Source organism: Streptomyces viridosporus, from assembly GCF_002078235.1.
GTDB classification, from domain to species: domain Bacteria; phylum Actinomycetota; class Actinomycetes; order Streptomycetales; family Streptomycetaceae; genus Streptomyces; species Streptomyces viridosporus.
In genome coordinates this window covers 1-25316 of the sequence record NZ_MSGP01000229.1, presented here as the reverse complement: position 1 = coordinate 25316, position 25316 = coordinate 1, and the positions used below count along the sequence as shown (strand labels likewise).

The following is a 25316-nucleotide window of genomic DNA, read 5'->3' as shown; positions in this document are numbered from 1 at the left end:
CGGTATGAGCCAGTCCAGCGCGTTCATCACCCTCACCGGGGCCAGGGAGAACAACCTCAAGGACGTCACGCTCCGCATCCCGAAGGGCCGGTTGACCGTGTTCACCGGCGTTTCGGGATCGGGGAAGTCGTCGGTCGTCTTCGACACGATCGCGGTCGAGTCGCAGCGGCAGCTGAACGAGACGTACACCTGGTTCGTCCGCAACCGGTTGCCCAAGTACGAGCGGCCGCACGCGGACGCCCTGGAGGACCTCACCCCCGCGATCGTCGTCGACCAGCGGCCCGTCGGCGGCCACTCCCGGTCGACGGTCGGCACGATGACGGACGTGTACGCGGTGATCCGGGTGCTGTTCTCCCGGCACGGCACGCCGAGCGCCGGGCCGGCGACGGCGTACTCGTTCAACGACCCGTCGGGCATGTGCCCCGGGTGCGACGGCCTGGGCCGGACCGTACGGCCGGACTGGGACCGCATCCTCGACGTGGACCGCTCCCTCGCCGAGGGGGCGGTCCGCTTCCCGCCGTTCGCCCCGGGGACGTGGCAGGGGCAGGCGTACACCAACAGCGACGGGCTCGATCCGCACCGGCCGGTGCGCGAGTTCACCGCGGCCGAGCGGGATTTCCTGATGCGCGGACGTCCCGGCAGCAAGGTCACCGTGAACGGCACGGGCGGCACCTGGACCACCGAGTACGAAGGGCTCGCCGACCGGTTCGAACGGCTCTACCTGAAGCGGGACCTGGCGGCGATGAGCCAGAAGACCCGCGACCTGGTGCGGGAGTTCCTGGCCGAGGGCACCTGCCCGGACTGCCGGGGCGCCCGGCTGAACGAGGCGGCGCTGGCGACGCGCGTGGGCGGGCTGTCCATCGCCGACTGCACCCGGATGCAGGTCACCGACCTCATCGCCGTGCTGCGGGAGCTCGACGACCCCCTCGCCCGGCCGATCGCCGGGGCCGCCGTCGCCGCGCTGGAGCGGATCGAGACGATCGGCCTCGGCTACCTCAGCCTCGACCGGGAGACGTCCACCCTCTCCGGCGGCGAGGGCCAGCGGCTGAAGACGGTGCGGCACCTGGGGTCCAGCCTGACCGGGATGACGTACATCTTCGACGAACCCAGCGTCGGACTGCACCCGCGCGACGTGCACCACCTCGGCGAACTGCTGCTGCGGCTGCGGGACAAGGGGAACACCGTGCTGGTCGTCGAGCACGACCCCGACGTCATCGCGCTGGCCGACCACGTCGTCGACATGGGCCCCGGCGCGGGCGCCGGGGGCGGTCGCGTGGTGTTCGAGGGGACGCCGGGCGAGCTGGCCGCCTCGGACACCCTGACCGGGCGGTGCCTGGGCCGGCGCACGGCGGTCAAGGACGTCGTACGGGAGGCGGCCGGCGAGCTGTGGGTGAAGGGCGCCGACCGGCACAACCTGCGCGAGGTCACCGTGCGGTTCCCGGCCGGGGTGCTGACCGCGGTGACCGGGGTCGCCGGGTCCGGCAAGAGCACGCTGGTCGCGGAGTTCACCGCCGCCCACGCCGACGCGGTGGTCGTCGACCAGTCGTCCATCGGGATCTCCGCGCGGTCCACCCCGGCGACGTACCTCGGGATCATGGACACGGTGCGGAAGGTCTTCGCGCGGGAGACGGGGCGGGAACCGGGACTGTTCAGCTTCAACTCCGCCGGTGCCTGCGCGACCTGCGAGGGCCGCGGGATCATCCACACCGACCTCGCCTTCATGGACCCGGTGACCACGACCTGCCACGACTGCGAGGGCCGGCGCTTCAAGGAGGAGGTGCTGCGGCTGACGGTCGGCGGCCGCTCCATCGCCGACGCCCTGGGCATGACGGCCGACGAGGCGCTGGACTTCTTCGACGACCCGGGCGTGCGGCGCCGGCTGCGCGCCCTGCGGGACGTCGGCCTGACCTACCTCACCCTCGGGCAGCCGCTGTCCACGCTGTCCGGCGGCGAACGGCAGCGCATCAAGCTCGCCACCCGGCTGCACCGCAAGGGGGTGGTGTACGTCCTGGACGAGCCGACCACCGGGCTGCACCTGGCCGACGTGGACGGCCTCGTCACCCTTCTGGACCGGCTCGTGGACGCGGGCAACACCGTCGTCGTGGTCGAGCACCACCTGGACGTGATCGCCCGCGCCGACTGGGTGATCGACCTCGGCCCGGACGGCGGACGGGACGGCGGCCGGGTGGTCTTCGAGGGGACGCCGGAGCAACTGCTGGCGGCCCGGGGGTCCTTCACCGGGGAGCATCTGCGGCGGGCGGTGCGGGGGCGGTGACGCGAAGGGCCCGCCGCGGGCGCGGACGGGCGGGCACGGACGGGCGGGTACGGGCCCGCCGGGGCCGTCGCCCGCGGGTGCGTCTCCCGGCCGCCAGGGGTGGTCCTGTCCCGGTTCTCCCTGCATGATGGTCCGCCGACGGCCGAGGAGGTCCCCGCCGCCCGCGGGGGCCCCGGCGCCGTACCGACACGCCCCGTCCGATACGGAGTCATGCCCGTGCCCAGCAAGAAGGCCCTGATCCGCCGTCCCGGCCCCCGTCTGGCCGAGGGGCTGGTGACGCACATCGAACGGGAGAAGGTGGACGTCGGCCGGGCGATGGAGCAGTGGGAAGCGTACGGGGAGGCGCTGCGCACCCACGGCTGGGAGACGGTCGAGGTGGCCCCGGCCGACAACTGCCCGGACTCCGTGTTCGTCGAGGACACGGTGGTGATGTACCGGAACGTGGCGCTGATCGCCCGGCCCGGCGCCGAGTCCCGGCGCGGCGAGACCGCCAGCGTCGAGGAGGCCGTGGCGTCCCTGGGCTGCTCGGTGAACCGGGTCCGGGAGCCGGGCACGCTGGACGGCGGCGACGTGCTCAAGATCGGCGACACCGTGTACGTGGGCCGCGGCGGGCGCACCAACGCGGCCGGGGTCCAGCAGGTGCGGGCCGTGTTCGAGCCGCTGGGCGCGCGGGTGGTCGCCGTGCCGGTCGCCAAGGTGCTGCACCTGAAGTCGGCGGTCACCGCGCTGCCGGACGGAACGGTCGTCGGCCACCTCCCGAGCGTGGACGCGCCGTCGCTGTTCCCCCGCTTCCTGCCGGTGCCGGAGGAGTCCGGGGCGCACGTGGTGCTGCTCGGCGGGGACAAGCTGCTGATGGCCTCGAGCGCGCCGAAGACCGCGGAGCTGTTCTCGGACCTCGGCCACGAGCCCGTCCTGGTGGACATCGGCGAGTTCGAGAAGCTCGAGGGCTGCGTGACCTGTCTCTCGGTGCGTCTGCGGGAGCTGCACGCCTGACCGGCGCCCCTTCCCCCGTACGGCTCATGGACCTACGGCTCCGGGCCCGCCCGTCCGGGAAGACCCTCGTGGCGACACACCTGATCAGCGGTCTTTACGGCGTTCTTAACCTACGGCTTCGTAACCTACGGATTCGTAGCCTACGATTCCGTAGGTTCCGGCACCGCTCGCCGGCCCCGTCGTACTCGGCACCGTCCCCTGGAGTTCCCGTGACGCTCACTTCCCCTCATCTCGGCAGCCCGTCCGTCTGGACCGACGCCCGGCTGTTGTACGCGCTGGAGGAAGTGGTCGAGAAGGAACTCAACCGGCATCTGAAGGTCGCCAAGGACTGGATGCCGCACGAGTACGTTCCGTGGAGCGACGGCCGCAACTTCCCCGGTCTCTTCGAGGACGGCGAGGCCTGGGACAAGGAGCAGTCCAAGGTCACCGAGGTCGGCCGGATCGCCCTCGTGGTGAACCTGCTGACCGAGGACAACCTCCCGAGCTACCACCACGAGATCGCCACCCTGTTCGGCCGGGACGGCGCCTGGGGCACCTGGGTGCACCGCTGGACGGCCGAGGAGGGCCGGCACGGCATCGTGATGCGGGACTACCTGCTCGCCTCGCGGGCGGTGGACCCGGACAAGCTGGAGCAGTTCCGCATGGCGCACATGAGCGAGGGCTTCGAGTCGGACAACCGGCACTCGATGCTGCACTCGGTGGCCTACGTCGCCTTCCAGGAGCTGGCCACCCGCATCTCGCACCGCAACACCGGCCACCAGTCCGGCGACCCGGTCTGCGACCGCATGCTGGCCCGCATCGCGACCGACGAGAACCTGCACATGGTCTTCTACCGCAACCTCCTGAAGGCGGCCTTTGAGATCGCCCCCGACCTGACGATGCAGGCGGTGCGCGACGTCGTCGTGAACTTCCGGATGCCCGGCCACAGCATCCCCGGCTTCGAGCGGGCCGCCGCGCAGATGGCCATCGGCGAGGTCTACAACCTGCGCATCCACCACGACGACGTGCTCCAGCCGGTGCTCCGCTTCCTGAGGGTCATGGACATCGACGGCCTCGGCCCCGAGGGCCGCAAGGCCCAGGAGGAGCTCGGCGTGTTCCTGGGCGGCCTGGACGCGGAGGCGCAGAAGTTCGACGAGAAGCTGGCGGCCCGCAAGGCCCGGATGGCGGCGCGCGCGGCCCACTGAGACCGGCCGACAGCCCGCCGACGTCGCCGGGCACCGGCCGCCGGCCCTCAGTGGCCGGTCCGGTCCGGGGCCCGCGCTCCCGGCCTCCCCGGCAGCCGCCCGGCCGCAGTCAAGACCGGCCCGCCCCGCCCCGGGGGGTGTTCGGCCGTGCGCGGCGGCAGCACTCGGTCGGGCGACGCCACCCCTCGCTGGTGAGGGGTGCGTTCCCGTGCGTCACGCGGCGGGCCCCGGGGCGGAGGCCCGCTGGGCGGTGTCCCGCCGGGAGATGGCCTCCGCCACCTCGTCGAGGGCGGTACGCAGAAAGGCGCCGTAGGCGTCCTGGGGGAGGTCGGGGGCGTGCTCCCTGGCCTTGTTCATGTGCTCGGTGGCGGCATCGAAGGAACCGAGTCGGCGGTAGTCGTCGGCGAGGTTGAGGTGCAGGGACGGGTAGAAGCCGGCGATGTGGAGACCGGCGTGATGCTCCCGAACGCGCTGCTCGGTCACGGCGTCGGCGGCGTCCAGGGCACGGATGTTCCAGGCCAGGGCCCGGGCGGGGTCCTCGTAGAGGTCTGCCAGGTAGTGCGCGAGAGTGCAGCGGTGCAGCGGGTCGCCGGTGACACCGATCGTCGACCACAGGGCCAGCAGCTTCCGGCGGGCCGGAGCGATGCCGCCGGATCGTCCTTCGACGACGGCTTGGCCGATGGCTTCCATGGTCGGGTCGGGGCTGGTGGGAGTGGTGGTCACAGGAGTGCTCCTCGTCGTTCTCGGTCGTTCTCGCTCAGGCGGAGTGGTCGGATCGGACGGGCATGGCCAGGGTGGTGAGATCGCCGCGGTCGGCGGAGCGGATCGTGGCAGGCTGCTCCGGGCCCCTCAGGTCGAGCATCACGTCGGGGCCGATGGCGGTGCTGACGGCCGGGTAGAGCGTGGTCAGCTCGAAGGAGATCCGGAGATCCCGCCCCGTCACGGTGGCCGTGAGCGGGACACCGGGGTGCTCGTCATCGGTCGTCAGGACGTTCAGGCCCCGGCGGGTCGCACGCAGCGTGACCCGCTCTCCCGGGGTCTCCTCCAGAGCTCGCCGGAGGAGACCCTTCGCGACCGTCACCCGGGTCGTGACCTCGGGCAGCGAGCCGAGCATCGACCTGTGATCGGGAAACTCCTCCGACAGCAGCCGGCAGTACCGGTCTTCTCGGTCCGCCATGCGCAGCCGGCACCCGTGCGGCGTCGCCTCGACCCGCACCAGCGCGCTGCGGCGGATGTCGGCGACCGCTGCCCGCAACTCGTCACCACTGACCGTGGCAGCCCAGGCCGTGGCCCCGGCTTCGGCGGGAACCAGGGTCCGGGTCGAGAGACGGTAACGGTCGGTGGCGGTCAAGGTGACCGCCTCCTGCGTCGCCTCGACACGCAGGGCCCCGAGTACCGGCATACCGGGTTCGCGCACGGCCGCGGCCAGGACCTGCTCGATCGCGTCAGCCAGCACGGGCCCCTTCAGCGCGGCAACCGGCAGACTCGGCACGTCGGCAAGCGACGACTTGATCGAAGCGGCTTTCCGCTGCACCGCTGCCGCGTCCCCGAGCACCTTCGCGACGTGCTCGTCGATCAGCCGGGACGCTTCGTCGGGCCCGGCGTCGAGGACGGCTCGGGCAGCGGTGAGGGGCATGGCGATCTCACGGAGCCGACGCAGCGCGGTGGCCCGTGCCACCTGGTCAGCACCGTAGTAGCGGTAGCCGGAGGCCGGGTCGACCTCAGCAGGAGGAAGCAGCCCGGAGTCGGCGTAGAAGCGCAGGGCGCTCGGGGTCAGCCCGGTGCGTCGGGCGAAGACCCCGATCGGCATCAGTTCGGAGTTCGGCACCCGGCCATCGTCGGGCTTCGACCCACTCGAAGGTCAACACCGGCCGGGTGTGCCGACGACCTCCTGGCCCGCGACACCTAACGGCTCGCCCGCCGCAGCTCCAGCCGCTCCTTCTCCGAGAGTCCGCCCCAGACGCCGAAGCGCATGTCGTGGGCCATGGCGTAGTCGAGGCAGGCGGCGCGGATGGGGCAGAGACCGCAGATCCGCTTGGCCTCACGGACCGAGCTGCCCGGCTCGGGGAAGAAGAAGTCTCCCCCGGTCTGCGCACACAGCGCCTCCTCCTGCCAGGTGAGATCGGGCGACGGGAACGTTTCGATGTGCATGGCCGAGAGCGTGCCGAGCGACGAAAAACATTCACTCAACGCCGCATCAACGCGGCTCGGCGCCGTTCGTCCGTCCGTGTCCGCACGATGATGGCGCCACCCGGGCGGGAAACACACGGCGGCGCGCGGAGGGGCCGCCCGTTGCCCGCCTGCCGCACCGGGGCCCGCCGGGTCCCGGTGGACGGATCCCGATGGACGGGTCCCGGTCGACGGATCAGGTCGGCCGGTCAGACGGCGGGTCAGGTCTGCCGCGGGTCGCCCCGGAGAACGGCGAAGCGCGCGCCGTACGGGTCCTCCAGACGGGCCAGCCGGCCGACCCCGGCGAGGGAGGTGGCGGGCATCCGGACCCGGCCGCCCAGCTCGACGGCCCTGGCGACGACCCCGTCCGGGTCGTCCACCCCGAGGTAGGGCAGCCAGTAGGGCTGTCCGGACTCCGCCTCCGTGGGGTCGTCGGCCAGCGGGACCAGACCGCCGAACATGCCTTCCTCCCCGGTCCCGGCGGGGTTGACGGAGGTGTAGACACCGCCGGGGAAGGTCACCGCCGAGGTCTCCCAGCCGAGGACCGAGTGGTAGAAGACGGCGGTCCGGGCGACGTCCGGGGTGTACAGCTCGACCCAGCACAGCGAGCCGACCTCACCGGCGGCCTCGACGCCCTCGCGGAGGGCGGGCTCCCAGATGCCGAAGGAGACGTCCGCCTGGTCGGCGAGGACCGCCGACCTGCCCTGTCCCCCCACGTCCACGGGCGGCACGGGCACACTGCCCCGGGCCTGCCGGGCGGCCTGCGCCGTGGCCTGCGCGTCGGAGGTACGGAAGTAGACGGTCCACGCGGCCGGCCCCCGCTCCGACGGGGTCCGCATCACGCCCGCGACGATCCTGCCGGACAGCCGGAAGAAGCCGTAGCCGCCGGCGTCGGGCCCCGCCGGCTCGTACTCCCAGCCGAAGAGGCCGCCGTAGAAGGACGTGGTGCCCTCGACGTCGGACGTGCCGACGTCGATCCAGTTCGGGGCGCCGTCGACGAAGCGGGTGGTGAGCATGGTGCCTCCTGCGGAAGGTCCCGTCGCCTGCTCCGCCGAGTCTTCCACCGCCCGCAGGGGATCCGCCGCCGAAGCACCCGGACGGGCGTGTCCGGACCTCACGCGGAGGCGCGCCGCACCAGGGTCGTCGGCAGGACCACACCGGAAGGGGCGCCGCCCGCGTCCTCCGGTGCGCTCGTGGTGCGGTCGAGGTCGCGCAGGAGGAGGCGGGCCATCAGACGGCCCATCTCCTCGATGTCCTGGCGGACCGTGGTGAGCGGCGGGTCGGTCTGCTCGGCGATCGGCAGCATGTCGTCGAAGCCGACCACCGCCACGTCGTCCGGCACCCGGCGCCCGTGCTCACGCAGTACCCGCAGGGCGCCCGCCGCCATGAGGTCGTTGGCGGCGAACACCGCGTCCAGGCCGGGGCAGCGCCCGAGGAGCTCCCGCATCGCCCGCTCGCCCGCGGCCGGGGTGAAGTCGCCCTCCACGACCAGGCGCGGATCGGCGCCGACCATGACGTCCCGGAAGCCGTCGAGCCGGTCCGCCGCGGAGGTCTGGTCGAGGGCGCCGGTGATGTGCGCGATGCGGCTGCGGCCGAGGCCGAGCAGATGCCGCACGGCGTCCCGGGCACCGCCCCGGTTGTCGCTGTCGACGTAGACGACGCCCTTCCCGCCGCCGCTCCAGTCGGGCCGGCCGCCGAACACCGTCGGCAGTCCGGCGCGCTGGATCAGTTCCGGCAGCGGGTCGTCGATGTGCAGCGAGAACACCAGCGCGCCGTCGACGTGGCCGCCGGCCAGATAGCGCCCCACCCGCGCGTGGTCGTCGCGGTCCTCGGTGAGCAGCAGCACGAGCTGGTTGTCGTGGGCCGTCAGCTCCTTGCTGATGCCGCGCAGCTGACGGGCGAAGAAGGGGTCGGCGAAGACACGGGTCTCCGGCTCGGCCACGATGACGGCGACGGCGTCGTGCCGTTTCGTCACCAGGCTGCGGGCGGCCTGGTTGGGGACGTACCCGAGTTCCTCCACGGCCCGCCTGACCCGCTCGGCCAGGGGCTCCCTGACTCCGTCCGCGCCGTTGACCACGCGGGAGACGGTGGCCCGCGAGACCCCGGCCCGCGCGGCCACGGCCTCCAGCGTGGGACGCGGCACTGTCTCGGTCACGTCGGGGCTCCTCACCTGCGGCTGCGGGACAGGATAGCCCCGTGCCCACGGGAGGCGAGAGCGCTCTCGGATCATCCCGGACCACCCGGGCGGGTTCGCCGTCGCCGGCTCCCGCGGTCGGGCACGCCCCGCCCGCGGCCCGTCCACGGGTCGTCAGTGCGCGTGCTCCTCCGACTTCCCCGGCTCCTCCGACTTCCCCGGCTCCTCCGACTTCCCCGGCTCCTCCGACTTCCCCGGCTTCTCCGACTCCTCTGTCTTCTCCGTCTTCTCCGTCTTCCCGGAGGCCGCGCCGTGGTGGTGCTGGTGCGGGTCGTAGCCCGGGATCGTGCCGTCCGGCTTCTTGACCAGGAACAGGCCGACCATGCCCATGTCGGAGTGGCTCTGGACGTGGCAGTGGTACATCCAGGCGCCCGCTCCCACCCCCTCCCCCGCGATCACCTGGAAGCCGAAGGAGTCCGCCGGGCCGCAGATCTTGTTGTCGATGACCTGGCTCGGGTCGTCGGGGCCGGTGAGCATGCCGGTGCGGTTGTCGGCCCAGCGGTGACCGTGCATGTGGAAGGTGTGGTAGTACTCGCCGTGCGTGATCACGACGAATTCGACGCGATCGCCCACGGTCGCCTCGAAGTCCGGTCCGGTGTGGGCCGGCCTGTTGTTGATCGTCATGTCGTTGAAGACGACCGTGTGCGTCCGGTCCGGCAGCACGTCGCCCTTGCGGCGCACGATCACCGGGCCGTAGAGGCCGTTGCGGATGCCGCCCGTGCCGTGTTCCGTGCCGACCACGTGGTCGTGGTAGTGCCAGTAGCCGGCACTGCCCGCCCGCCAGGTGCCGTCCGCCCGCCGGCCCGGGACGTGGGTGCGCCAGGTGTAGGTGCGGGTGCCGCCCGGCTCGACGTCGCTCCGGTTCTGCTTGGTGCCGTCGCTGGAGATCTCGTAGTCCAGGCCGTGGACGTGCAGGCTCACGGGCACGTCCATGGTGTTCTCGAACTCGATGTGCAGCGTGTCGCCCTCGTTGAGCTCGATGAGGGGGCCGGGGATCGATGCCTTGCCCTTCTCCAGGCCGTAGCCCATCTGCCCGCCGCCCAGCCGCTCGGCGTAGAGCTTGATGCGCTTCACCTCGCCCCCGGCGGGCGCGGTCTTCGCCGGTCCGGTGGCGCTCACGGCCTCGGGCGCGAGGGACAACGATGTCGCGACGGCCGCACCGCCCAGCAGCACCCGCCGGTTGAAGCCGCGTCTGTCCATGCCGAACTCCCCACGTGGCTGTCATGAACCTGTGAAACCGTAGCGGCCCTCCGAGGGTTTCTCCACACTCAGGACAAAGTTCGTTTCATTGCGGTCATAGGTATTGGCGTGTGACGCAAAGAGGTCTAGCTTCCTTGACGCTGTTGCCGCGACCGAGGAGGGGTGGGTGGCCACATGCGGTGCACACCGCGTCAAGGACCCATGCGCTTACGGAGGTTGAGCACGAGAAGCACGAGAGCGACCGGAGCGGGGCGGCGGGCCCTTGCGGTCGGCGCCACCGTCGGGATCGTCGCCGCCGGGCTGCTGTCGGCACCCGCCGCCAGTGCGCGCCCGGCCCCGGATCCGTCCCCGACAACGATGTCCGTCAAGTCGCCCCCGGGCGGCGCGAACGTACGCGTGCTGCTGTTCCACGGCTCGGCGGCGGGCGGTGACGAGTCCCCGCTCGTGAACGCGGGGATCGCGGCGATCGAGCGGATCGGCCTGTCCGGTCCGGAGAACCAGCGGTTCGAGGTCACCGCCACCGACGACGCCTCGGTCTTCACCGACGGCAGGAAGCTGGGGCGCTTCAACACGATCGTGTTCCTGACCGGCGGCGGGGATGTCCTCGACCCGGAGCAGGAGGCGGGCCTGGAGGCGTACATGGAGGCCGGCGGCGGTTTCGTCGGCCTCCACGACGCGGCCCGCGCGGAGCCGTACTCGGACTGGTTCACCGGCCTCATCGGCGCCCGCCCGGCCGCGTCGAGCCCCGAGAAGGTGCAGCGGGCCACCGTGGAGGTGGGCGACCGGCGGCATCCGGCGACCAAGGGCCTGCCCCTGGAGTGGAAGCGGCCCGACAAGTGGCTGAACTGGGTGAAGAACCCGTCCGGCGAGGTGCACACCGTGGCCCGGGTGCGCGAGTCGACCTATCAGCCGGGGGCGGGCGCGAGCGGCTGGGACCATCCCGTGAGCTGGTGCCGTGACTACGACGGCGGCCGGTCCTTCTACACCGCCATGGGCGGCACGGTGTCGTCGTACGACGAGACCGACTTCCGCGAGCACCTGCGCGGCGCCCTGCTGTGGACCACCCGGCTCGTGCAGGCCGACTGCAAGGCGACGATCACGGGCCACTACAAGGCGGAGCGGCTGACCCGGCCCAACCAGCCGGGGCAGAACGACCAGATCGGCGAACCGCACGGCCTGGTCACCGCCCCCGACGGCCGGGTCTTCTACATCGGCCGCGGCGGCACCGACTCCTCCCTGCCGGTGGTCACCGACTGGAACGACCCCGACATCGGCAAGGGCAGGGGCGAGATCCACGTCTACGACCCGAAGACCGGGAAGGTCACCCTCGCCGGGGCGCTCACCGTCTTCGGCAACAAGGGCGGCGGCGACGAGCTGACCAAGGTCGAGGAGGGGCTGCTCGGCATCGAGCTGGACCCGGACTTCGAGCGGAACGGCTGGGTGTACCTGCACTACACACCCCACTCGGAGATCAACCGCGACACGCACATGGGCGAGCGGCGCGTCTCCCGCTTCACGTTCGACCGGGCCACCGACAAACTGGACCTGGGCAGCGAGAAGGTGCTGCTGAAGTGGCCGGTGCAGATCCACAGCTGCTGCCACGCGGGCGGCGGGATGGCCTGGGACTCCGAGGACAACCTGTACATCGCCACCGGTGACACCAACTCCAGCGGCTTCAGCGGCGGTTACTCGGGCAACAACCCCGAGCCGAACTTCAAGGGCGTCTCCTTCGCGGACGCGCGCCGCACGGCCGGCAACACCAACGACCTCAACGGCAAGATCCTGCGCATCCACCCGGAGCCGGACGGCACCTACACCCTCCCCGAGGGCAATCTGTTCACCGGGAAGGAGACCGCCGAGGGCGGCGGGAAGACGCGCGGCGAGATCTATGTGATGGGGGTGCGCAACCCCGCGCGCATCTTCGTCGACCGGACGACCGACGTCCTCTACGCGGGCTGGGTCGGCCCGGACGCCGGCCAGCCGTCGACGACCTGGGGTCCGGCGAAGTACGACACGTTCGCCGTGATCACGAAGGCGTCCAACCGGGGCTGGCCGTACTGCATGGGCAACAAGCAGCCCTACCGGGACCGCAACCTTCCCGACCCGTCCCGGCCCCTCGGCTGGTACGACTGCGACCGCCCGAAGAACGAGTCGCCGAACAACGACGGCCTGGTCAACCTGCCGCCGGTGACCGGCAACAACATCTGGTACTCGCCGCAGGGCGGCGGCCCGGACTTCCCGCGGGACGCGAACGGTGTCCCGTCGTACAAGGCGGAGGAGGCCACCCACAAGCTGCCCTGGCTCAAGGGCGGCGGCCAGGCCGCGATGAACGGGCCGGTCTACCGCTACGACGAGGCGAGCACGAGCGGGACCAAGTGGCCCGCCTACTGGGACGGCAAGTGGTTCGTCGGCGACTTCTACGACGCCGACCAGCCGCGCAACGCGGTGCTCATGGACCCGAGGACGCAAGGGGACGGCGGTCTGCCGGTGCACTCGGAGTCGCTGAAGAAGATCGTGCCGATCGGCAACGACGGCATCAAGAACCTGATGGACTGGAAGTTCGGTCCGGACGGGGCGCTGTACGTCCTCGACTACGGCCGGGGCTTCTTCACCTCCGACTCCAGGTCCGCGCTGTGGCGGGTCACCTACACGGGCGGCGGGCCGACCCCGGCCGCCGGTCAGCTGGCGCGGAAGGCCGGGTGAGGGCAGTGACACGGCAACGAAGAGTGTGGGCCGCCCTGTTGGCCGCCCTGCTCATGACGCTCGGTCTGCAGACCGCCTCCGCGGCCACCGGCACCGGGGCCCCCGGCGCCAGGGCGGCGGACCAGGTGCTCACCTGGACCGCCGGGAACGACATCGACAGGTACCTGTCGGCGCCGGCGACGGCGGTGGCGGGCTCGGCGACGATCGTCTTCGAGAACAGCGTGGCCACCGGCAACACCACCGGCATGCCGCACACGCTGACGTTCATGACGTCGGACCCGGAGTTCAACAGCGACGTCCAGCTGAACATCCTGGCCAACCCGGGCGACGCCCAGGGCGGCCGGCACACCGCCGAGGTCACGCTCACCCCGGGCCGCTACCTCTACTACTGCACGATTCCCGGCCACGGCCAGATGCGGGGCGTCCTGACGGTGACCGAGGGCGGCGGTGAGGACACCACGGCGCCCGAGGCGACGGCGAAGGTGACCGGCACGCGCAACGCCGAGGGCGCGTACGTCGGCTCGGCGAGCGTCGCCGTCGAGGCCACCGACGAGGGATCGGGCGTCGACCGGATCGAGTACGCGATCGGCGACGACGGCGCCTGGCAGCCTTACACCGCGCCGGTCGTGGTCGACCAGGTCGGCGCGCACACGGTCCGCTACCGCGCCCTGGACAGGGCGGGCAACGTCTCGGCCGAGAAGAGCGTGCAGTTCACCGTCGTCGCCCCGCCGTCGGACGACACCGCACCGCCGGACACCTCGGCGACCGTGGCCGGCGAGCGGAACGGCGACGGCGCCTACATCGACATGGCGACGGTCACCGTCACCGCGTCCGACACCGGCTCCGGCGTCAACACCATCGAGTACGCGATCGGTGCCGACGGCGCCTGGCAGCCGTACACCGGGCCGGTGATGGTGCACCGGACCGGCACGCACACCGTGCGCTACCGGGCCACCGACAGGGCGGGCAACGTCTCGGCGGAGAAGAGCGTGGAGTTCACCGTCGTCGCCGCTCCCCCGCAGGACACCACCCCGCCGGTGACGGGTGCGACCGTCACCGGCACGAAGAACTCCGACGGCGCCTACATCGGCAACGCCAGGGTGACCGTCAGCGCCACCGACGAGGGCGGTTCCGGCGTCGCCGGGATCGAGTACTCCCTCGACGGCGGCCCCTACCTGGCGTACACGCGGCCGGTGGTCGTCGACCGGGCGGGCCGGCACACCGTGGCCTACCGGGCGAGCGACAAGGCGGGCAACACCTCCCAGGCGCTCACGGTGAGCTTCACGGTCGTGGCGGGCGGCGGGGTCCCCGCGCCCAACTGCCCGGAGTACGACGAGCGGTTGACGGTGATCGTCGGCACGGTCGACTCGGGGGTGCCCAACCGGGTCACCAACAACCGGTGCCGGATCGGCGAGCTGATCGAGGACGAGAAGGAGTGGACCTCGCAGGCGCTGTTCCTCAAGCACGTCCGGACCGTCCTGGACGGGCTGCGGAAGGAAGGAGTCGTCGACGAGCGGGAGCACCGCGCCGTCGACCGGGCCGCCCGTCAGTCCGGCATCGGCAGGCCCGGCCAGACCGAGGGCTACCGCACCATCCTCGACGGCAGTCCTGAGTCGTTCGCCAAGTGGCAGCACGTGGGCGGTGGTTCGTTCGCGCTGAACCCGGACGGGTCGATCACCTCCGGCACCACCAGGGGCGGGCTCGGCATGCTGTGGTTCCCCGAGCGCAAGTACGGCGACTTCTCGCTGAAGCTCCAGTGGCGGGACGACGCCCCGGGCACCGGCAACGCCAACTCCGGTGTGTTCGTGCGGTTCCCGCAGATCCACGACCACCCGGAGGAGTCGCGTCCGGAGTGGGTCGCCATCAAGTACGGGCACGAGGTGCAGGTGTTCGACTCGCCCACCGGCGACATGTACAAGACGGGGTCGGTCTACGGCTTCGACCGCGTGGGCCTGGCCGGCGCGGGCGTGACGCAGAAGGGCACCTGGAACGACTACGAGATCCGCGTGGTGGACCAGCACTACTCGGTCTACCGCAACGGTGTGCTGATCAACGAGTTCGACAACATCGGCGGCCAGGACTTCTCCCCGCCGCGCTCGGACGACCCGGGCACGGACGGGCGGCGGTTCGCCTCCGGCTACGTCGGACTGCAGGTGCACGGCACGACCGACGTGGTCTCCTACCGGGACGTCCGGATCAAGGAACTTCCCTGACGGCCGTCCTGACGCGGTGACGGCCCGCCCGGTGTCTCCCGGCACCGGGCGGGCCCCGTGACCGGCGTCCGGGCCCCGCCCCGGGCGCCGGTCACGGCTTCATGATCACCTTGACCGCGCCCTCCTGCTTGCGCTGGAACATGTCGTAGGCGTGCGGCGCCTCGGTCAGCGGCACGTGGTGGGTGGCGAAGTCCTCGACGCCGAGCGGGTCCTCGTCCGTGAGGTAGGGGATGATCTCGTCGCTCCAGCGGCGGACGTTCGCCTGCCCCATGCGCATCTGGATCTGCTTGTCGAACAGGGTGAGCATGGGCATCGGGTCGGCCATGCCGCCGTAGACGCCGGACAGCGAGATGGTGCCGCCGCGCCGCACCAGCTCGATGGCGGTGTAGAGGGCGGCGAGCCGGTCGACGCTGAAGCGCTCCGCCATGGGGCCGCTCAGCTTGCGGGGCAGCAGCGCCGAGGCGTTCTGCACCATGCGGGCCGCCGCGCTGCCGTGCGCCTCGGTGCCGACGGCGTCGATCACGGCGTCGGGGCCGCGGCCGTCGGTCTGGTCGCGGATCGCCTCGACGAGTTCCTTCTCGTCGTCGAAGGACCTCAGGTCGAAGGTCTCCACGCCCCTCTCCTTCGCCCGGCGCAGCCGCTCCGGGACCAGGTCCACGCCGAAGACGCGCCCGGCGCCCTGGAGCCGGGCGACCCGGCAGGCCATGTCGCCGATGGGGCCGAGGCCGAGCACGGCGACGCTGCCGCCCTTGGGGATCCCGGCGTAGGCCACGGCCTGCCAGGCGGTGGGCAGCACGTCGGAGAGGTAGAGGAACCGGTCGTCGGGCGGCCCCTCCGGGACCTTGATCGGACCGTACTGCGCCTGCGGGACCCGCAGGTACTCCGCCTGGCCGCCCGGGACGGCGCCGTAGAGGCGGGTGTAGCCGAACAGGGCCGCGCCCATGCCCTCGGAGCTGACCTGGGTGGTCTCGCACTGGGTGGGCAGTCCGGTCAGGCACATCCAGCAGTTGCCGCAGGCGATCTGGAACGGCACCACGACCCGGTCGCCCACCTGGAGGTCCGGCACCGCGGCGCCGACCTCCTCCACGATCCCCATCGGCTCGTGACCGAGGATGTCGCCCGGGGTCATGAACGGGGTGAGCACTTCGTACAGGTGCAGGTCGGATCCGCACAGTCCCGTGGAGGTGACGCGGATGATCGCGTCCGTCGGCTCCTCGATCCGGGGATCGGGCACGTCCTCCACGCGGACGTCCCGCTTTCCCTGCCAGGTCACTGCCTTCATCGCCGCCTGCTCCCTCCGTCGTGGCCGGTGCGCCGCTGCTGTGGTGGGCCCCGGGTACCCGAGCGGCTCCGGCCCCAACCGCACGCCGTTGCGCCGATCGGCGGAACCACCGCGCGGCATCGCCACTGATCAGGGAGGGCCATCAACAATCAGAAAAGCGCACAATTGAGTCACCCCAGGACGCGAGGCGGACACAGTGGCGACGGTGAGCACGGGACGAGGGGCGCGCGCACGGCGCGGCACGGCGGCGAGAGCGCTGTCGGCCGTCCTGATGGCGGCCGGTCTGGCGGTCGGCCTGATGACCGGCTGCACGTCGTCCGGGGGCTCGACCGACGACGGGCGCGGTTCGACGGCGCCGCCCACGCGGGAGCCGCGGCCGAACGGGTCGGGCGGCCGCCCCGCGCTCGTGGTGAAGATCGACAACACCCCCGCCGCCCGCCCCCTCACGGGCCTGGACGCCGCGGACGTGGTGTACGTCGAGCAGGTCGAGGGCGGACTGAGCCGGCTGCTGGCGGTGTACGCCACCCGGCTCCCCGAGTCCGTCGGGCCGGTGCGCAGCGCCCGTGAGTCCGATCTGGAGCTGCTGCGCCAGTTCGACCGGCCCGTCCTGGCCTTCTCCGGGGCGCAGAGCAAGCTCCTGCCGTTGATCGACCGGGCGCCACTGGAGGGGGCGACGCCCGAGTCGTCACCGGACGCCTACAGCCGGGGCACCGACCGCTCCGCCCCGCACAACCTGTACCTGCGGCCGGAGCGGCTCATGGGCGGCCCGCCCGGCCGGGCCGCCCTGACCACCGGCTTCCGCTTCGGCCCGGCCCCCGCGGGCGGGAAGCCGGAGAGCGCGCTCACGGTGCGCTACCCGGCGGCCCGTTTCACCTTCACCTGGTCGGCCGCCGACGGCCGCTGGCCGGTCTCGCTGGACGGCACCCCCGCGACCACCACGGAGGGCGACCGGCCGGCACCCGCGACCGTGGTCGTGCAGTACGTGACCGTGCGCCCCTCCGGCTACCGGGACTTCCTCGGCAACACCACCCCGTACACCGAGACGGTGGGCTCCGGGAAGGCCACCGTGCTGCGCGACGGCCGCGCGTACGGGGTGAACTGGAGCCGCCCGACCGCCCGGGACGGCACCTCGTTCACCACCGCGGACGGCGAGCGGATGACCTTCGCGCACGGTCAGGTGTGGGTGGTGTACGCGAAGGCCCCCTGACCGGCCCGGTCCCAGCGGTCTCCCCGGTCAGCGCGGGTCGGCCGGGGCCCCGGCGGGGTGGCGCAGCCCTTCGGCCGCGTCCGCGACCCGCCGGACCAGGTCGAAGAACACCGCCCGCTCGTCGGCGCCGAGCGGGCCCAGGAAGACCTGGTTCATCCGCGCGGTGCGCACCGTCAGCTTGCGGTGGGTGCGCACACCGTCGTCGGTGAGGCGCAGCAGGAAGCGCCGGCCGTCCTGCGGATCGCGGACCTTGTCGAGCAGCCCGCGCCGGATGAGCCGGCCGATCACCTCGGCGATGGTGGACCGGTCCAGCCCCACCCGCTCCCCCACGGTCCGCTGGTCCAGGCCCGGCTCGGCGACGAGCGCGTTGAGGACGGCGAACTGCGGCGAGGTGATCTCCTCGGAGACCATCGTGTTCCACAGCAGGTGGTGCGCCTGCTGGAGCCGCCGGGCCAGGTGCCCGGGATGGGTGGTGAGATCCACCGCCGCCATGTGCGCTCCCACGGTCGGTTCCGCTGCCGGTTCGTTGGTGTACTGAACGATACCCGCATCGGGAGCGACTGTCCGCCCCTCCCACCTTCACCTTCGTACCTTGTTTTCCGGGGTATTGACGCTCCCCTCCTCGCGATGGCAGCGTGAGGGCGGCCTCGTGGAAATACTCAGTGCCCTGATTAATTTCGGTCGGGGTCTCGGGAAGGAATGGGGTTCCTCGGATGGACAAGGTGGTCGCCTCCGCCGGGGAGGCGGTGGCCGACGTACCGGACGGTGCGTCGCTGGCGGTGGGCGGTTTCGGGCTGAGCGGTGTGCCGGACGTGCTGATCCGGGCGCTGCACGAGCGCGGGGTCGGCGGTCTGTCGGTCGTCTCCAACAACTGCGGGGCGCTGGAGTCCGGGCTCGCGGTGCTGCTGGCGGCGGGGCGGATCTCCCGGGTGACCGGTTCCTACATCGGCGCGAACAAGGAGTTCGCCCGGCAGTACCTGGCCGGGGAGCTGGAGGTGGAGCTGATCCCGCAGGGCACGCTCGCGGAGCGGCTGCGCGCGGGCGGGGCCGGCATCCCGGCCTTCTACACCCCGGCCGGGGTGGGCACGCAGGTCGCCGAGGGCGGGCTGCCCTGGCGCTACGACGGCTCCGGCGGGGTGGCACTGGCCTCCCCGGCCAAGGAGGTGCGGGAGTTCGACGGTGTGGAGTACGTGCTGGAGCGCGGTATCCGCACCGACTACGCCCTGGTGCGGGCGGCGCGGGGCGACCGGCACGGGAACCTGGTGTTCAACAAGTCCGCCCGCAACTTCAACCCCCTCGCGGCGATGGCCGGGCGGGTCACCGTCGCCGAGGTGGAGGAACTGGTCGAGCCCGGCGCCATCGACCCCGACGCGGTGCACCTGCCGGGCGTCTTCGTGCAGCGGGTGGTCGCGCTGACGCCCGAGCAGGCGGCCGACAAGCGGATCGAGCGGCGGACGGTGAGCGGCTGATGGCCTGGACACGGGAGCAGATGGCCGCACGGGCGGCCCGCGAGCTGCGGGACGGCCAGTACGTCAACCTCGGCATCGGACTTCCCACGCTCATCCCCAACCACCTCCCGCCCGGCGTCGAGGTGGTGCTGGAGAGCGAGAACGGCATCCTCGGCACCGGTCCCTACCCCGCCGAGGACGCCGTCGACCCGGACCTGATCAACGCCGGGAAGGAGACCGTGACCGTCCTGCCGGGCGCCTCCTTCTTCGACTCGGCGCTGTCCTTCTCGATGATCCGGGGCGGGCACGTCGACGTCGCCGTCCTCGGCGCGATGCAGGTGTCCGCGCGCGGGGACCTGGCCAACTGGGCGATACCCGGCAAGCTCGTCACCGGCATCGGCGGTGCCATGGACCTCGTCCACGGCGCCCGCACCGTGCTCGTCGTGATGACGCACACCGCCAAGGACGGCTCGCCGAAGATCCTCGCCGAGTGCACGCTGCCGCTGACCGGCAGGGCATGCGTGGACCGGATCATCACCGACCTCGGTGTCCTCGACGTCACCGGCGGCGGGCTGGTCCTCGCCGAGACCGCCCCCGGCGTGACCGTCGAGGAGATCACCGCCAAGACCGGAGCCGAACTCACCCTCGGGGAGGGCCTGTCGTGACCGACACCCTGACGCAAGCCGACATGGACCGGGAGATCGCGACCGAGCGCGCCGCGTACGGGAAGCGGGTCGCCGACGGCGCGCCCGTCGAGCACCATCCGCGCCGCGACTACGCGCCGTACCGGTCCTCGGTGCTGCGCCACCCCAAGCGGCCGCCGATCGCCGTCGACGTGTCCAAGGACCCGGAACTGGTGGAGCTGTCCTCCCCGGCGTTCGGGGAGCGGGACATCACCGAGGTCGACAACGACCTCACCCGGCAGCACGCCGGCGAGCCCCTCGGTGAGCGCATCACCGTATCCGGCCGGCTGCTGGACCGGGGCGGCCGTCCCGTGCGCGGCCAGCTGGTGGAGATCTGGCAGGCCAACTCGGCCGGGCGGTACGCCCATCAGCGCGAGCAGCACGACGCCCCGCTGGACCCCCACTTCACCGGGGTGGGCCGCACCCTCACCGACGCCGACGGCCGCTACCGCTTCACCACCGTCCGGCCGGGCCCGTACCCGTGGCGCAACCACCTCAACGCCTGGCGGCCGGCGCACATCCACTTCTCCGTCTTCGGCACGGCGTTCACCCAGCGGCTGGTGACGCAGATGTACTTCCCGAACGACCCGCTGTTCCCCCACGACCCGATCCTGCAGTCCGTGACCGACGACGCGGCCCGGCAGCGGCTGGTCGCCACCTACGACCACAGCCTGTCCGTGCCGGAGTTCTCCCTCGGCTACCACTGGGACATCGTGCTCGACGGGCCGAACGCCACCTGGCTCGAAGAAGGGCGCTGACCTGCCATGACGAAGACCGACACCGCCGGCCCGGAGAACGTTCTGCCCACCCCCTCGCACACCGTCGGCCCCTTCTACGGCTACGCGCTGCCGTTCCCCGGCGGCGAGGACGTCGCGCCCCTGGGGCACCCGGACACGGTCACCGTGCACGGGTACGTGTACGACGGCGAGGGCCGGCCGCTGCCGGACGCCCTGCTGGAGCTGTGGGGACCGGATCCGGAGGGCGACCTGCCGACGACGGACGGCTCGATGCGGCGCGACCCGGCGAGCGGCGGCTTCCTGGGCCGCAACGGCGTGGAGTTCACCGGCTTCGGGCGGATCCAGACCGACGCGGACGGCCACTGGTACGCGCGCACCCTGCGGCCCGGGGCACGCGGCCGCAGCGCGCCGTACCTCAGTGTGTGCGTCTTCGCGCGGGGTCTGCTGGTGCACCTGTTCACCCGGATCTACCTGCCGGGCGACGCGGCGGCGCTGTCCGCGGACCCGCTGCTGTCCCGGCTCGACGCCGACCGCCGCGACACGCTGATCGCGAAGGACGAGGGCCGCGGCACGTACCGTTTCGACATCCGCCTTCAGGGCGAGGGCGAGACGGTCTTCCTGGAGTTCACATGACGTCGGCCGATTCCGACACCGGCCTGCTCGCCCCCGGGTGGGCCGGTTCCCCGGCCGCGGCCGGGACGGCGGACGCGGCGTTCCTGCGGGCGCTGCTCGACGCGGAGACGGCGCTGACCCGGGCCCAGGCGGCCCTGGGGCTCGTCCCGGACGAGGCCGTGGCCGCGGTGACGGAGGCGGCCGTCCCCGGGCGCTTCGACCTCGCCTCCCTCGCCGAGCGGGCGCGGGGCGGTGGGAACCCGGTGATCCCGCTGGTCGCGGACCTGACGCGGGCGGTCGGCGAGCCGTACGGTCCGTTCGTGCACCGGGGCGCGACCAGCCAGGACATCATGGACACCGCGACGATGCTGGTCGCCGCGCGCACCCTGGACCCGGTCCTCGCCGACCTCGGCCGCACCGAGCGGGCGCTGGCCGGCCTGGCCGCCGAGCACCGGGACACCCCGATGCCGGGCCGCACGCTCACCCAGCACGCCGTACCGACGACGTTCGGGCTGAAGGCCGCCGGATGGCGGTCGCTGGTGCTGGACGCCCGGGACCGGGTAACGGCGGTACGCGGCTCGCTGCCCGTCCAGCTCGGTGGCGCGGCAGGCACATTGGCGGCGTTCACGGCGTACGGGGCGGACGACGCGACCGCGCTGACCGCCGCCTACGCCCGGGAGCTCGGGCTCCGGGCACCGCTGCTGCCCTGGCACACCCTGCGCACGCCGGTCGCCGACCTCGCCGGCTGCCTCGCCTTCACCGCCGGCGCGCTGGGCAAGCTCGCGGCGGACGTCCTCACCCTCTCCCGCACCGAGATCGCGGAGGTCTCCGAGGGCAGCGGCGGCGGCTCGTCCGCCATGCCGCACAAGGCGAACCCGGTGCGGTCGACGCTGATCGCGGCCGCCGCCCGGCGCGCACCGCAGCTCGCGGCCACGCTGTACGGCGCGCTGGTGGCCGAGGACGAGCGGCCGGCCGGGGCCTGGCACGCCGAGTGGGAACCGCTCAGGGACCTGCTCCGGCTGGTCGGCGGTACCGCGCGGGACGCCGCCGAGCTGACCGAGGGGTTGCGGGTGCACCCGGACACCATGCGTGAACACCTCGGTCTCACCCACGGGTTGATCGTCTCCGAGCGGCTGTCCGCCGAACTGGCGCCCGTGCTCGGCCGGGCCCGGGCGAAGCAGCTGCTCACCGAGGCCGCCGAGCGCACGCATGCCGAGGGCCGGTCCCTGGCCGACCTCCTCGCCGAGGAGCCGGAACTGACGGACGTCGACCTCGGCGAGCCGACCGACCCCGCCCGCTACACCGGCTCCGCCGGTGTCCTCACCGACCGTGCTCTGGAGCGACGTTGACCGACACCCTCCTCAACCACCGTGCCGAAGGCCCCGCTTCCGCTCCCCCGCTGCTCCTGGGCCCCTCGCTCGGCACGTCGTACGCCCTGTGGGACGAGGTGGCGCCCGAACTGTCGGCCGCGCACCGGGTGGTCCGCTGGGACCTGCCGGGGCACGGCGGTTCGGCGGCCGGGCTGATCGGCCCCGGGGCGACCGTGGGCGATCTGGCGGAGCTGGTGCTGGCGCTCGCCGACGCGCTCGGCATCGAGCGGTTCGGGTACGCGGGGGTCTCGCTCGGCGGTGCGGTGGGGCTGCACCTGGCCGTGCACCATCCGGAGCGAGTGGCGTCGCTGGCCGTGATCTGCTCCTCGGCGCACTTCAACGGCGCGGGGCCGTGGGAGGAGCGGGCGGCGCTGGTGCGGCGCGAAGGGCTGGCCGGGCTGGCGGAGAACGCCGACGCCCGCTGGTTCACCCCCGGGTTCACCGTGCCGCGTCTGGTGCGGGACCACCGGGAGGCCGACCCGGACGCGTACGCCGCCTGCTGTGACGCGCTGGCCGCGTTCGACCTGCGCGAACGGCTCACGGAGATCGGGGCGCCGACGCTGCTGATCGCCGGCCGGGAGGATCCGGCGACCCCGCCCGCGCATCTGCGCCAGATCGCGGACGCGGTGCCGGACGCCACGCTCGTGGAGCTCCCCGGGGCCTCGCACCTGGCGCCGGCGCAGCGCCCGGAGGCGGTGCTGACGGCGCTGCGGGCGCACTTCGACGGGGGTGCCCGGCGCGGCATGGAGGTGCGCCGCGAGGTGCTGGGCGACGCGCACGTGGACCGGGCCCAGGCCCGGCAGACGCCGTTCACGGCACGCTTCCAGGACTTCATCGCGCGCTACGCCTGGGGCGAGGTCTGGACCGATCCGACGCTCTCCCGCCGGGAGCGCAGCATGATCACCCTCACCGCGCTGGTCGCCCACGGCCACTACGACGAGCTGGCGATGCACGTCCGCGCGGCGCGCCGCAACGGGCTCACGCCCGAGGAGATCGGGGCGGTGCTGCTCCAGACGGCGGTGTACTGCGGGGTGCCCGCGGCCAACTCGGCGTTCGCGACGGCCCAGCGGGTGCTGGAGGAACCGGAGGAGGACCGCCCTTGAGCGTGTGTCGCCCTTCACCCCGTCACGCGCCTACGAGGGTTGACGCACAACGGGGCCGACCCACGGAGGGCGGCCCCGGGTGGGCCGTCGCTCTCGGCGGGCTCAGCGCCGCGGGTCACCGCGACGGCACGTGTCCGGCACCCGCCCCCAGCGCGGCCAGCGCGCGGGCCGCCAGGCCGTCCGCCCCGCAGGAACGCGCCAGCGCGAGGCCCCGCTCGAGGTCGGGACCGGAGCGGGCGAGGATGCCGTACTCGACGCGGGCCGCGGCGTGTTCGTACTGGCAGGGCGACGACTCCAGGTATCCGACCGCCCGGGCGGCCAGGTGGACCGCGCGCCGGCCGGTCTCCAGGGCGGCGGCGACGCGCAGGGCCTCTCCCACGGCGGTGTCCGTGCCGAAGCGCTCGGCCCGCCGGCGGACGTCGACGGCGAGCCGGGCGGCACGGGCGGGGTCCCCGGTGGCGAGGGCGCGGGCGAGGTCGGCGGCCCCGAACACGTGGACCGGGTTGTGGTGGCCGCGGGCGGCCGCCGCCTCCTGAGCCGCATCCAGTTCGTCGACGCCCTCCTCGGTGCGGCCGACGGCGAGCAGCAGCCGACCGCGCACGGAGCGCAGGTCGGGCAGGACGACGGTGGACGGGTAGGGCGGTGCGAAGCCGTGCCGTTCGGCCACCGCCCAGGCCTCGTCGACGTGGCCGCGGGCGAGCAGGGTGTCGACGAGGTTGCTGGTCACCGTCCAGTACAGGGGCAGTCCGCGACCGACGCGTTCGGCGAGGTTCAGGGACTCGCGCAGCGACTGCTCCGCGGCCTCCAGCCGGCCCCGCCTGCGGTGCGCGAGGCCCACGTAGGCGTGGGCCAGGACGAGGTGGCCGCCGCTCCAGCCGGCGGTCTCGTAGGCGCGCAGGGCCTCGTTGCAGAGGCTTTCCGCGCGGTCGAGGCGGTCGGTGTAGGCGTAGGCGCTGGTGAGCATCAGCAGCAGTTCGACGCCCCACTCGGAGTCGGTCCAGCCGAGACCGGGGGCGAGGCGGCCGTTGACGAGGGCGCGGTCGCAGAGTTCGACGACCTCCTCGGCGTTCTCGCCGCGCATCATGGCGTCGAAGCCGCGCAGGATGAGCAGCGCGCGTTCGGAGTTGTCCCGGCCGGTGCAGGTGGCGGCGAGTTCGGCCAGGCGCTCGGAGCGGCCGGGGGAGGCGGTCTCACCGGCATGGATGCCCTCCCACATGAACTGCACGGCGCGCAGCCGCAGATGGGCGGGGCCGGAGCCGATCCGGACGGCCTCCGCCTCGACGGTGCGGACGGCCTCCTCCATCTGGTCGTTGTGCAGGAGCGCCTGGGAGAGCCGGACCACGGCGTCCACCCGCCGCTCGCCGTCGAGGCCGGGCATGCCGAGCGCGGTCCGCAGGTGGCCGATGGTCCGGGCGGGTGCGGTGAGGAAGGTGGCGCAGCCCAGTTCGTAGAGCACCTGCGCGTGGACCTCGGGGCGCGGTGGTTCCTCCAGGGCGCGTTCGAGGCAGCGGCGGGCGGCGTCCGGAGCACCGACGGCGAGGTGTTCGCGGGCGGCGTCGCGCAGTTGCCCGACGAGTTCCTCGTCGTCGTCCGGATGCACTTCGAGGAGGTGGCGGGCGGCCGCCGCGGCGCCGCGCCCGGAGTCGGTGACGATCCGGGCGGCGATGCCGTGCATGGCGCGGCGCAGGGCGTCGGGGATGGAGTTGTAGACGGCGGTGGCGATCAGCGGGTGGACGAACTCGAGGTCGTCGGGTCCGGCGCGGCCGGTGGAGGGGTCGGGGGTGGTGAGGATGCGGGCGGTGCGCAGGAGTTCGGCGCAGCGGACGGCGTCGTCGTGGTCGAGGGTGGCGAGCCGGGCCACCAGGTCGACGGTGATGTCGGAGCCGAGGATGGCGGCGGCCCAGGCGAACCGGGTGGCGTCTATGCCGAGGAGTTCGAGGCGG

General features: G+C 72.8%; 21 protein-coding genes. 12 read left to right on the top strand and 9 right to left on the bottom strand.

The genetic code is table 11. The features are described 5' to 3' along the window. Positions 1–4: 4 nt before the first annotated feature. The 3 genes from B7L92_RS17095 to B7L92_RS17085 all read left to right on the top strand — a co-directional run bounded on the left by B7L92_RS17095 (position 5) and on the right by B7L92_RS17085 (position 4452). Positions 5–2275, top strand: coding sequence for an ATP-binding cassette domain-containing protein (locus B7L92_RS17095; protein ID WP_081238458.1), 2271 nt, complete (start codon positions 5–7; stop codon positions 2273–2275). A gap of 216 nt (positions 2276–2491) precedes the next feature. Beyond that, the gene (gene ddaH, locus B7L92_RS17090) at positions 2492–3268 is read left to right on the top strand and encodes a dimethylargininase (protein ID WP_081238468.1); all 777 of its coding nucleotides are present in this window, start codon (positions 2492–2494) and stop codon (positions 3266–3268) included. A gap of 209 nt (positions 3269–3477) precedes the next feature. Continuing rightward, positions 3478–4452, top strand: coding sequence for an acyl-ACP desaturase (locus tag B7L92_RS17085; protein WP_081238457.1), 975 nt, complete (start codon positions 3478–3480; stop codon positions 4450–4452). Between the two features lie 213 nt (positions 4453–4665). Here B7L92_RS17085 and B7L92_RS17080 read toward each other — a convergent pair whose 3' ends face one another. The 6 genes from B7L92_RS17080 to B7L92_RS17055 form a co-directional block, all read right to left on the bottom strand. Beyond that, the gene (locus tag B7L92_RS17080; RefSeq protein ID WP_174703974.1) at positions 4666–5175 is read right to left on the bottom strand and encodes a hypothetical protein; all 510 of its coding nucleotides are present in this window, start codon (positions 5173–5175) and stop codon (positions 4666–4668) included. A gap of 34 nt (positions 5176–5209) precedes the next feature. Beyond that, entirely contained in the window at positions 5210–6280 is a 1071-nt protein-coding gene (locus tag B7L92_RS17075) for a DNA polymerase III subunit beta family protein (RefSeq protein WP_081238456.1), read from the bottom strand. A 77-nt stretch (positions 6281–6357) separates the two neighbouring features. Further along, positions 6358–6603, bottom strand: a complete 246-nt coding sequence (locus B7L92_RS17070; protein WP_004980363.1) for a WhiB family transcriptional regulator — start codon at positions 6601–6603, stop codon at positions 6358–6360. Positions 6604–6842: 239 nt separating this feature from the next. After that, complete coding sequence (locus B7L92_RS17065; protein WP_081238455.1) at positions 6843–7637, bottom strand: VOC family protein; 795 nt, start codon at positions 7635–7637, stop codon at positions 6843–6845. A 98-nt stretch (positions 7638–7735) separates the two neighbouring features. Then, positions 7736–8776, bottom strand: a complete 1041-nt coding sequence (locus B7L92_RS17060) for a LacI family DNA-binding transcriptional regulator (protein ID WP_081238454.1) — start codon at positions 8774–8776, stop codon at positions 7736–7738. A gap of 153 nt (positions 8777–8929) precedes the next feature. After that, positions 8930–10015 carry a multicopper oxidase domain-containing protein gene (locus B7L92_RS17055; protein WP_081238453.1) on the bottom strand — a complete coding sequence of 362 codons (1086 nt, stop codon included), beginning with the start codon at positions 10013–10015 and terminating at the stop codon, positions 8930–8932. 201 nt (positions 10016–10216) lie between these two features. On the opposite strand from B7L92_RS17055, the gene B7L92_RS17050 reads away from it, so the two are divergent. After that, the gene (locus B7L92_RS17050) at positions 10217–12718 is read left to right on the top strand and encodes a ThuA domain-containing protein (RefSeq protein ID WP_438364000.1); all 2502 of its coding nucleotides are present in this window, start codon (positions 10217–10219) and stop codon (positions 12716–12718) included. Between the two features lie 23 nt (positions 12719–12741). Continuing rightward, positions 12742–14931: an OmpL47-type beta-barrel domain-containing protein gene (locus B7L92_RS17045; protein WP_081238452.1), complete on the top strand. Its 2190-nt coding sequence runs from the start codon at positions 12742–12744 to the stop codon at positions 14929–14931. A gap of 91 nt (positions 14932–15022) precedes the next feature. Here B7L92_RS17045 and B7L92_RS17040 read toward each other — a convergent pair whose 3' ends face one another. Then, positions 15023–16213, bottom strand: coding sequence for a zinc-dependent alcohol dehydrogenase (locus B7L92_RS17040; protein ID WP_081238451.1), 1191 nt, complete (start codon positions 16211–16213; stop codon positions 15023–15025). Positions 16214–16409: 196 nt separating this feature from the next. Here B7L92_RS17040 and B7L92_RS17035 point away from each other — a divergent pair, with 196 nt between their 5' ends. Next, a complete protein-coding gene (locus B7L92_RS17035) occupies positions 16410–17420 on the top strand; it encodes a DUF3048 domain-containing protein (RefSeq protein ID WP_081238450.1) in 1011 nt (336 codons plus the stop codon). A gap of 27 nt (positions 17421–17447) precedes the next feature. On the opposite strand, the gene B7L92_RS17030 is transcribed toward B7L92_RS17035, so the two are convergent. After that, positions 17448–17912 (bottom strand): MarR family winged helix-turn-helix transcriptional regulator, encoded by a 465-nt coding sequence (locus B7L92_RS17030; RefSeq protein ID WP_081238449.1) that lies wholly within the window; start codon positions 17910–17912, stop codon positions 17448–17450. Between the two features lie 221 nt (positions 17913–18133). On the opposite strand from B7L92_RS17030, the gene B7L92_RS17025 reads away from it, so the two are divergent. From B7L92_RS17025 to pcaDC, 6 genes are read left to right on the top strand one after another with little or no spacing between them, the layout of a single operon-like run. Further along, positions 18134–18889, top strand: coding sequence for a CoA transferase subunit A (locus B7L92_RS17025; protein WP_081238448.1), 756 nt, complete (start codon positions 18134–18136; stop codon positions 18887–18889). Beyond that, entirely contained in the window at positions 18889–19533 is a 645-nt protein-coding gene (locus B7L92_RS17020; RefSeq protein WP_081238447.1) for a CoA transferase subunit B, read from the top strand. The genes B7L92_RS17025 and B7L92_RS17020 overlap by 1 nt, the downstream gene beginning before the upstream one ends. 23 nt (positions 19534–19556) lie before the next feature. After that, positions 19557–20309 carry a protocatechuate 3,4-dioxygenase subunit beta gene (gene pcaH / locus B7L92_RS17015; RefSeq protein WP_081238465.1) on the top strand — a complete coding sequence of 251 codons (753 nt, stop codon included), beginning with the start codon at positions 19557–19559 and terminating at the stop codon, positions 20307–20309. A gap of 6 nt (positions 20310–20315) precedes the next feature. Further along, a complete protein-coding gene (gene pcaG / locus B7L92_RS17010; RefSeq protein ID WP_081238446.1) occupies positions 20316–20921 on the top strand; it encodes a protocatechuate 3,4-dioxygenase subunit alpha in 606 nt (201 codons plus the stop codon). Then, positions 20918–22249: a 3-carboxy-cis,cis-muconate cycloisomerase gene (gene pcaB, locus B7L92_RS17005; RefSeq protein ID WP_081238445.1), complete on the top strand. Its 1332-nt coding sequence runs from the start codon at positions 20918–20920 to the stop codon at positions 22247–22249. The genes pcaG and pcaB overlap by 4 nt, the downstream gene beginning before the upstream one ends. After that, positions 22246–23373, top strand: coding sequence for a bifunctional 3-oxoadipate enol-lactonase/4-carboxymuconolactone decarboxylase PcaDC (gene pcaDC / locus B7L92_RS17000; RefSeq protein ID WP_081238444.1), 1128 nt, complete (start codon positions 22246–22248; stop codon positions 23371–23373). The genes pcaB and pcaDC overlap by 4 nt, the downstream gene beginning before the upstream one ends. 115 nt (positions 23374–23488) lie before the next feature. Here pcaDC and B7L92_RS16995 read toward each other — a convergent pair. After that, the coding region (locus B7L92_RS16995; RefSeq protein ID WP_081238443.1) for an ATP-binding protein at positions 23489–25316 on the bottom strand (1828 nt) is incomplete at its 5' end.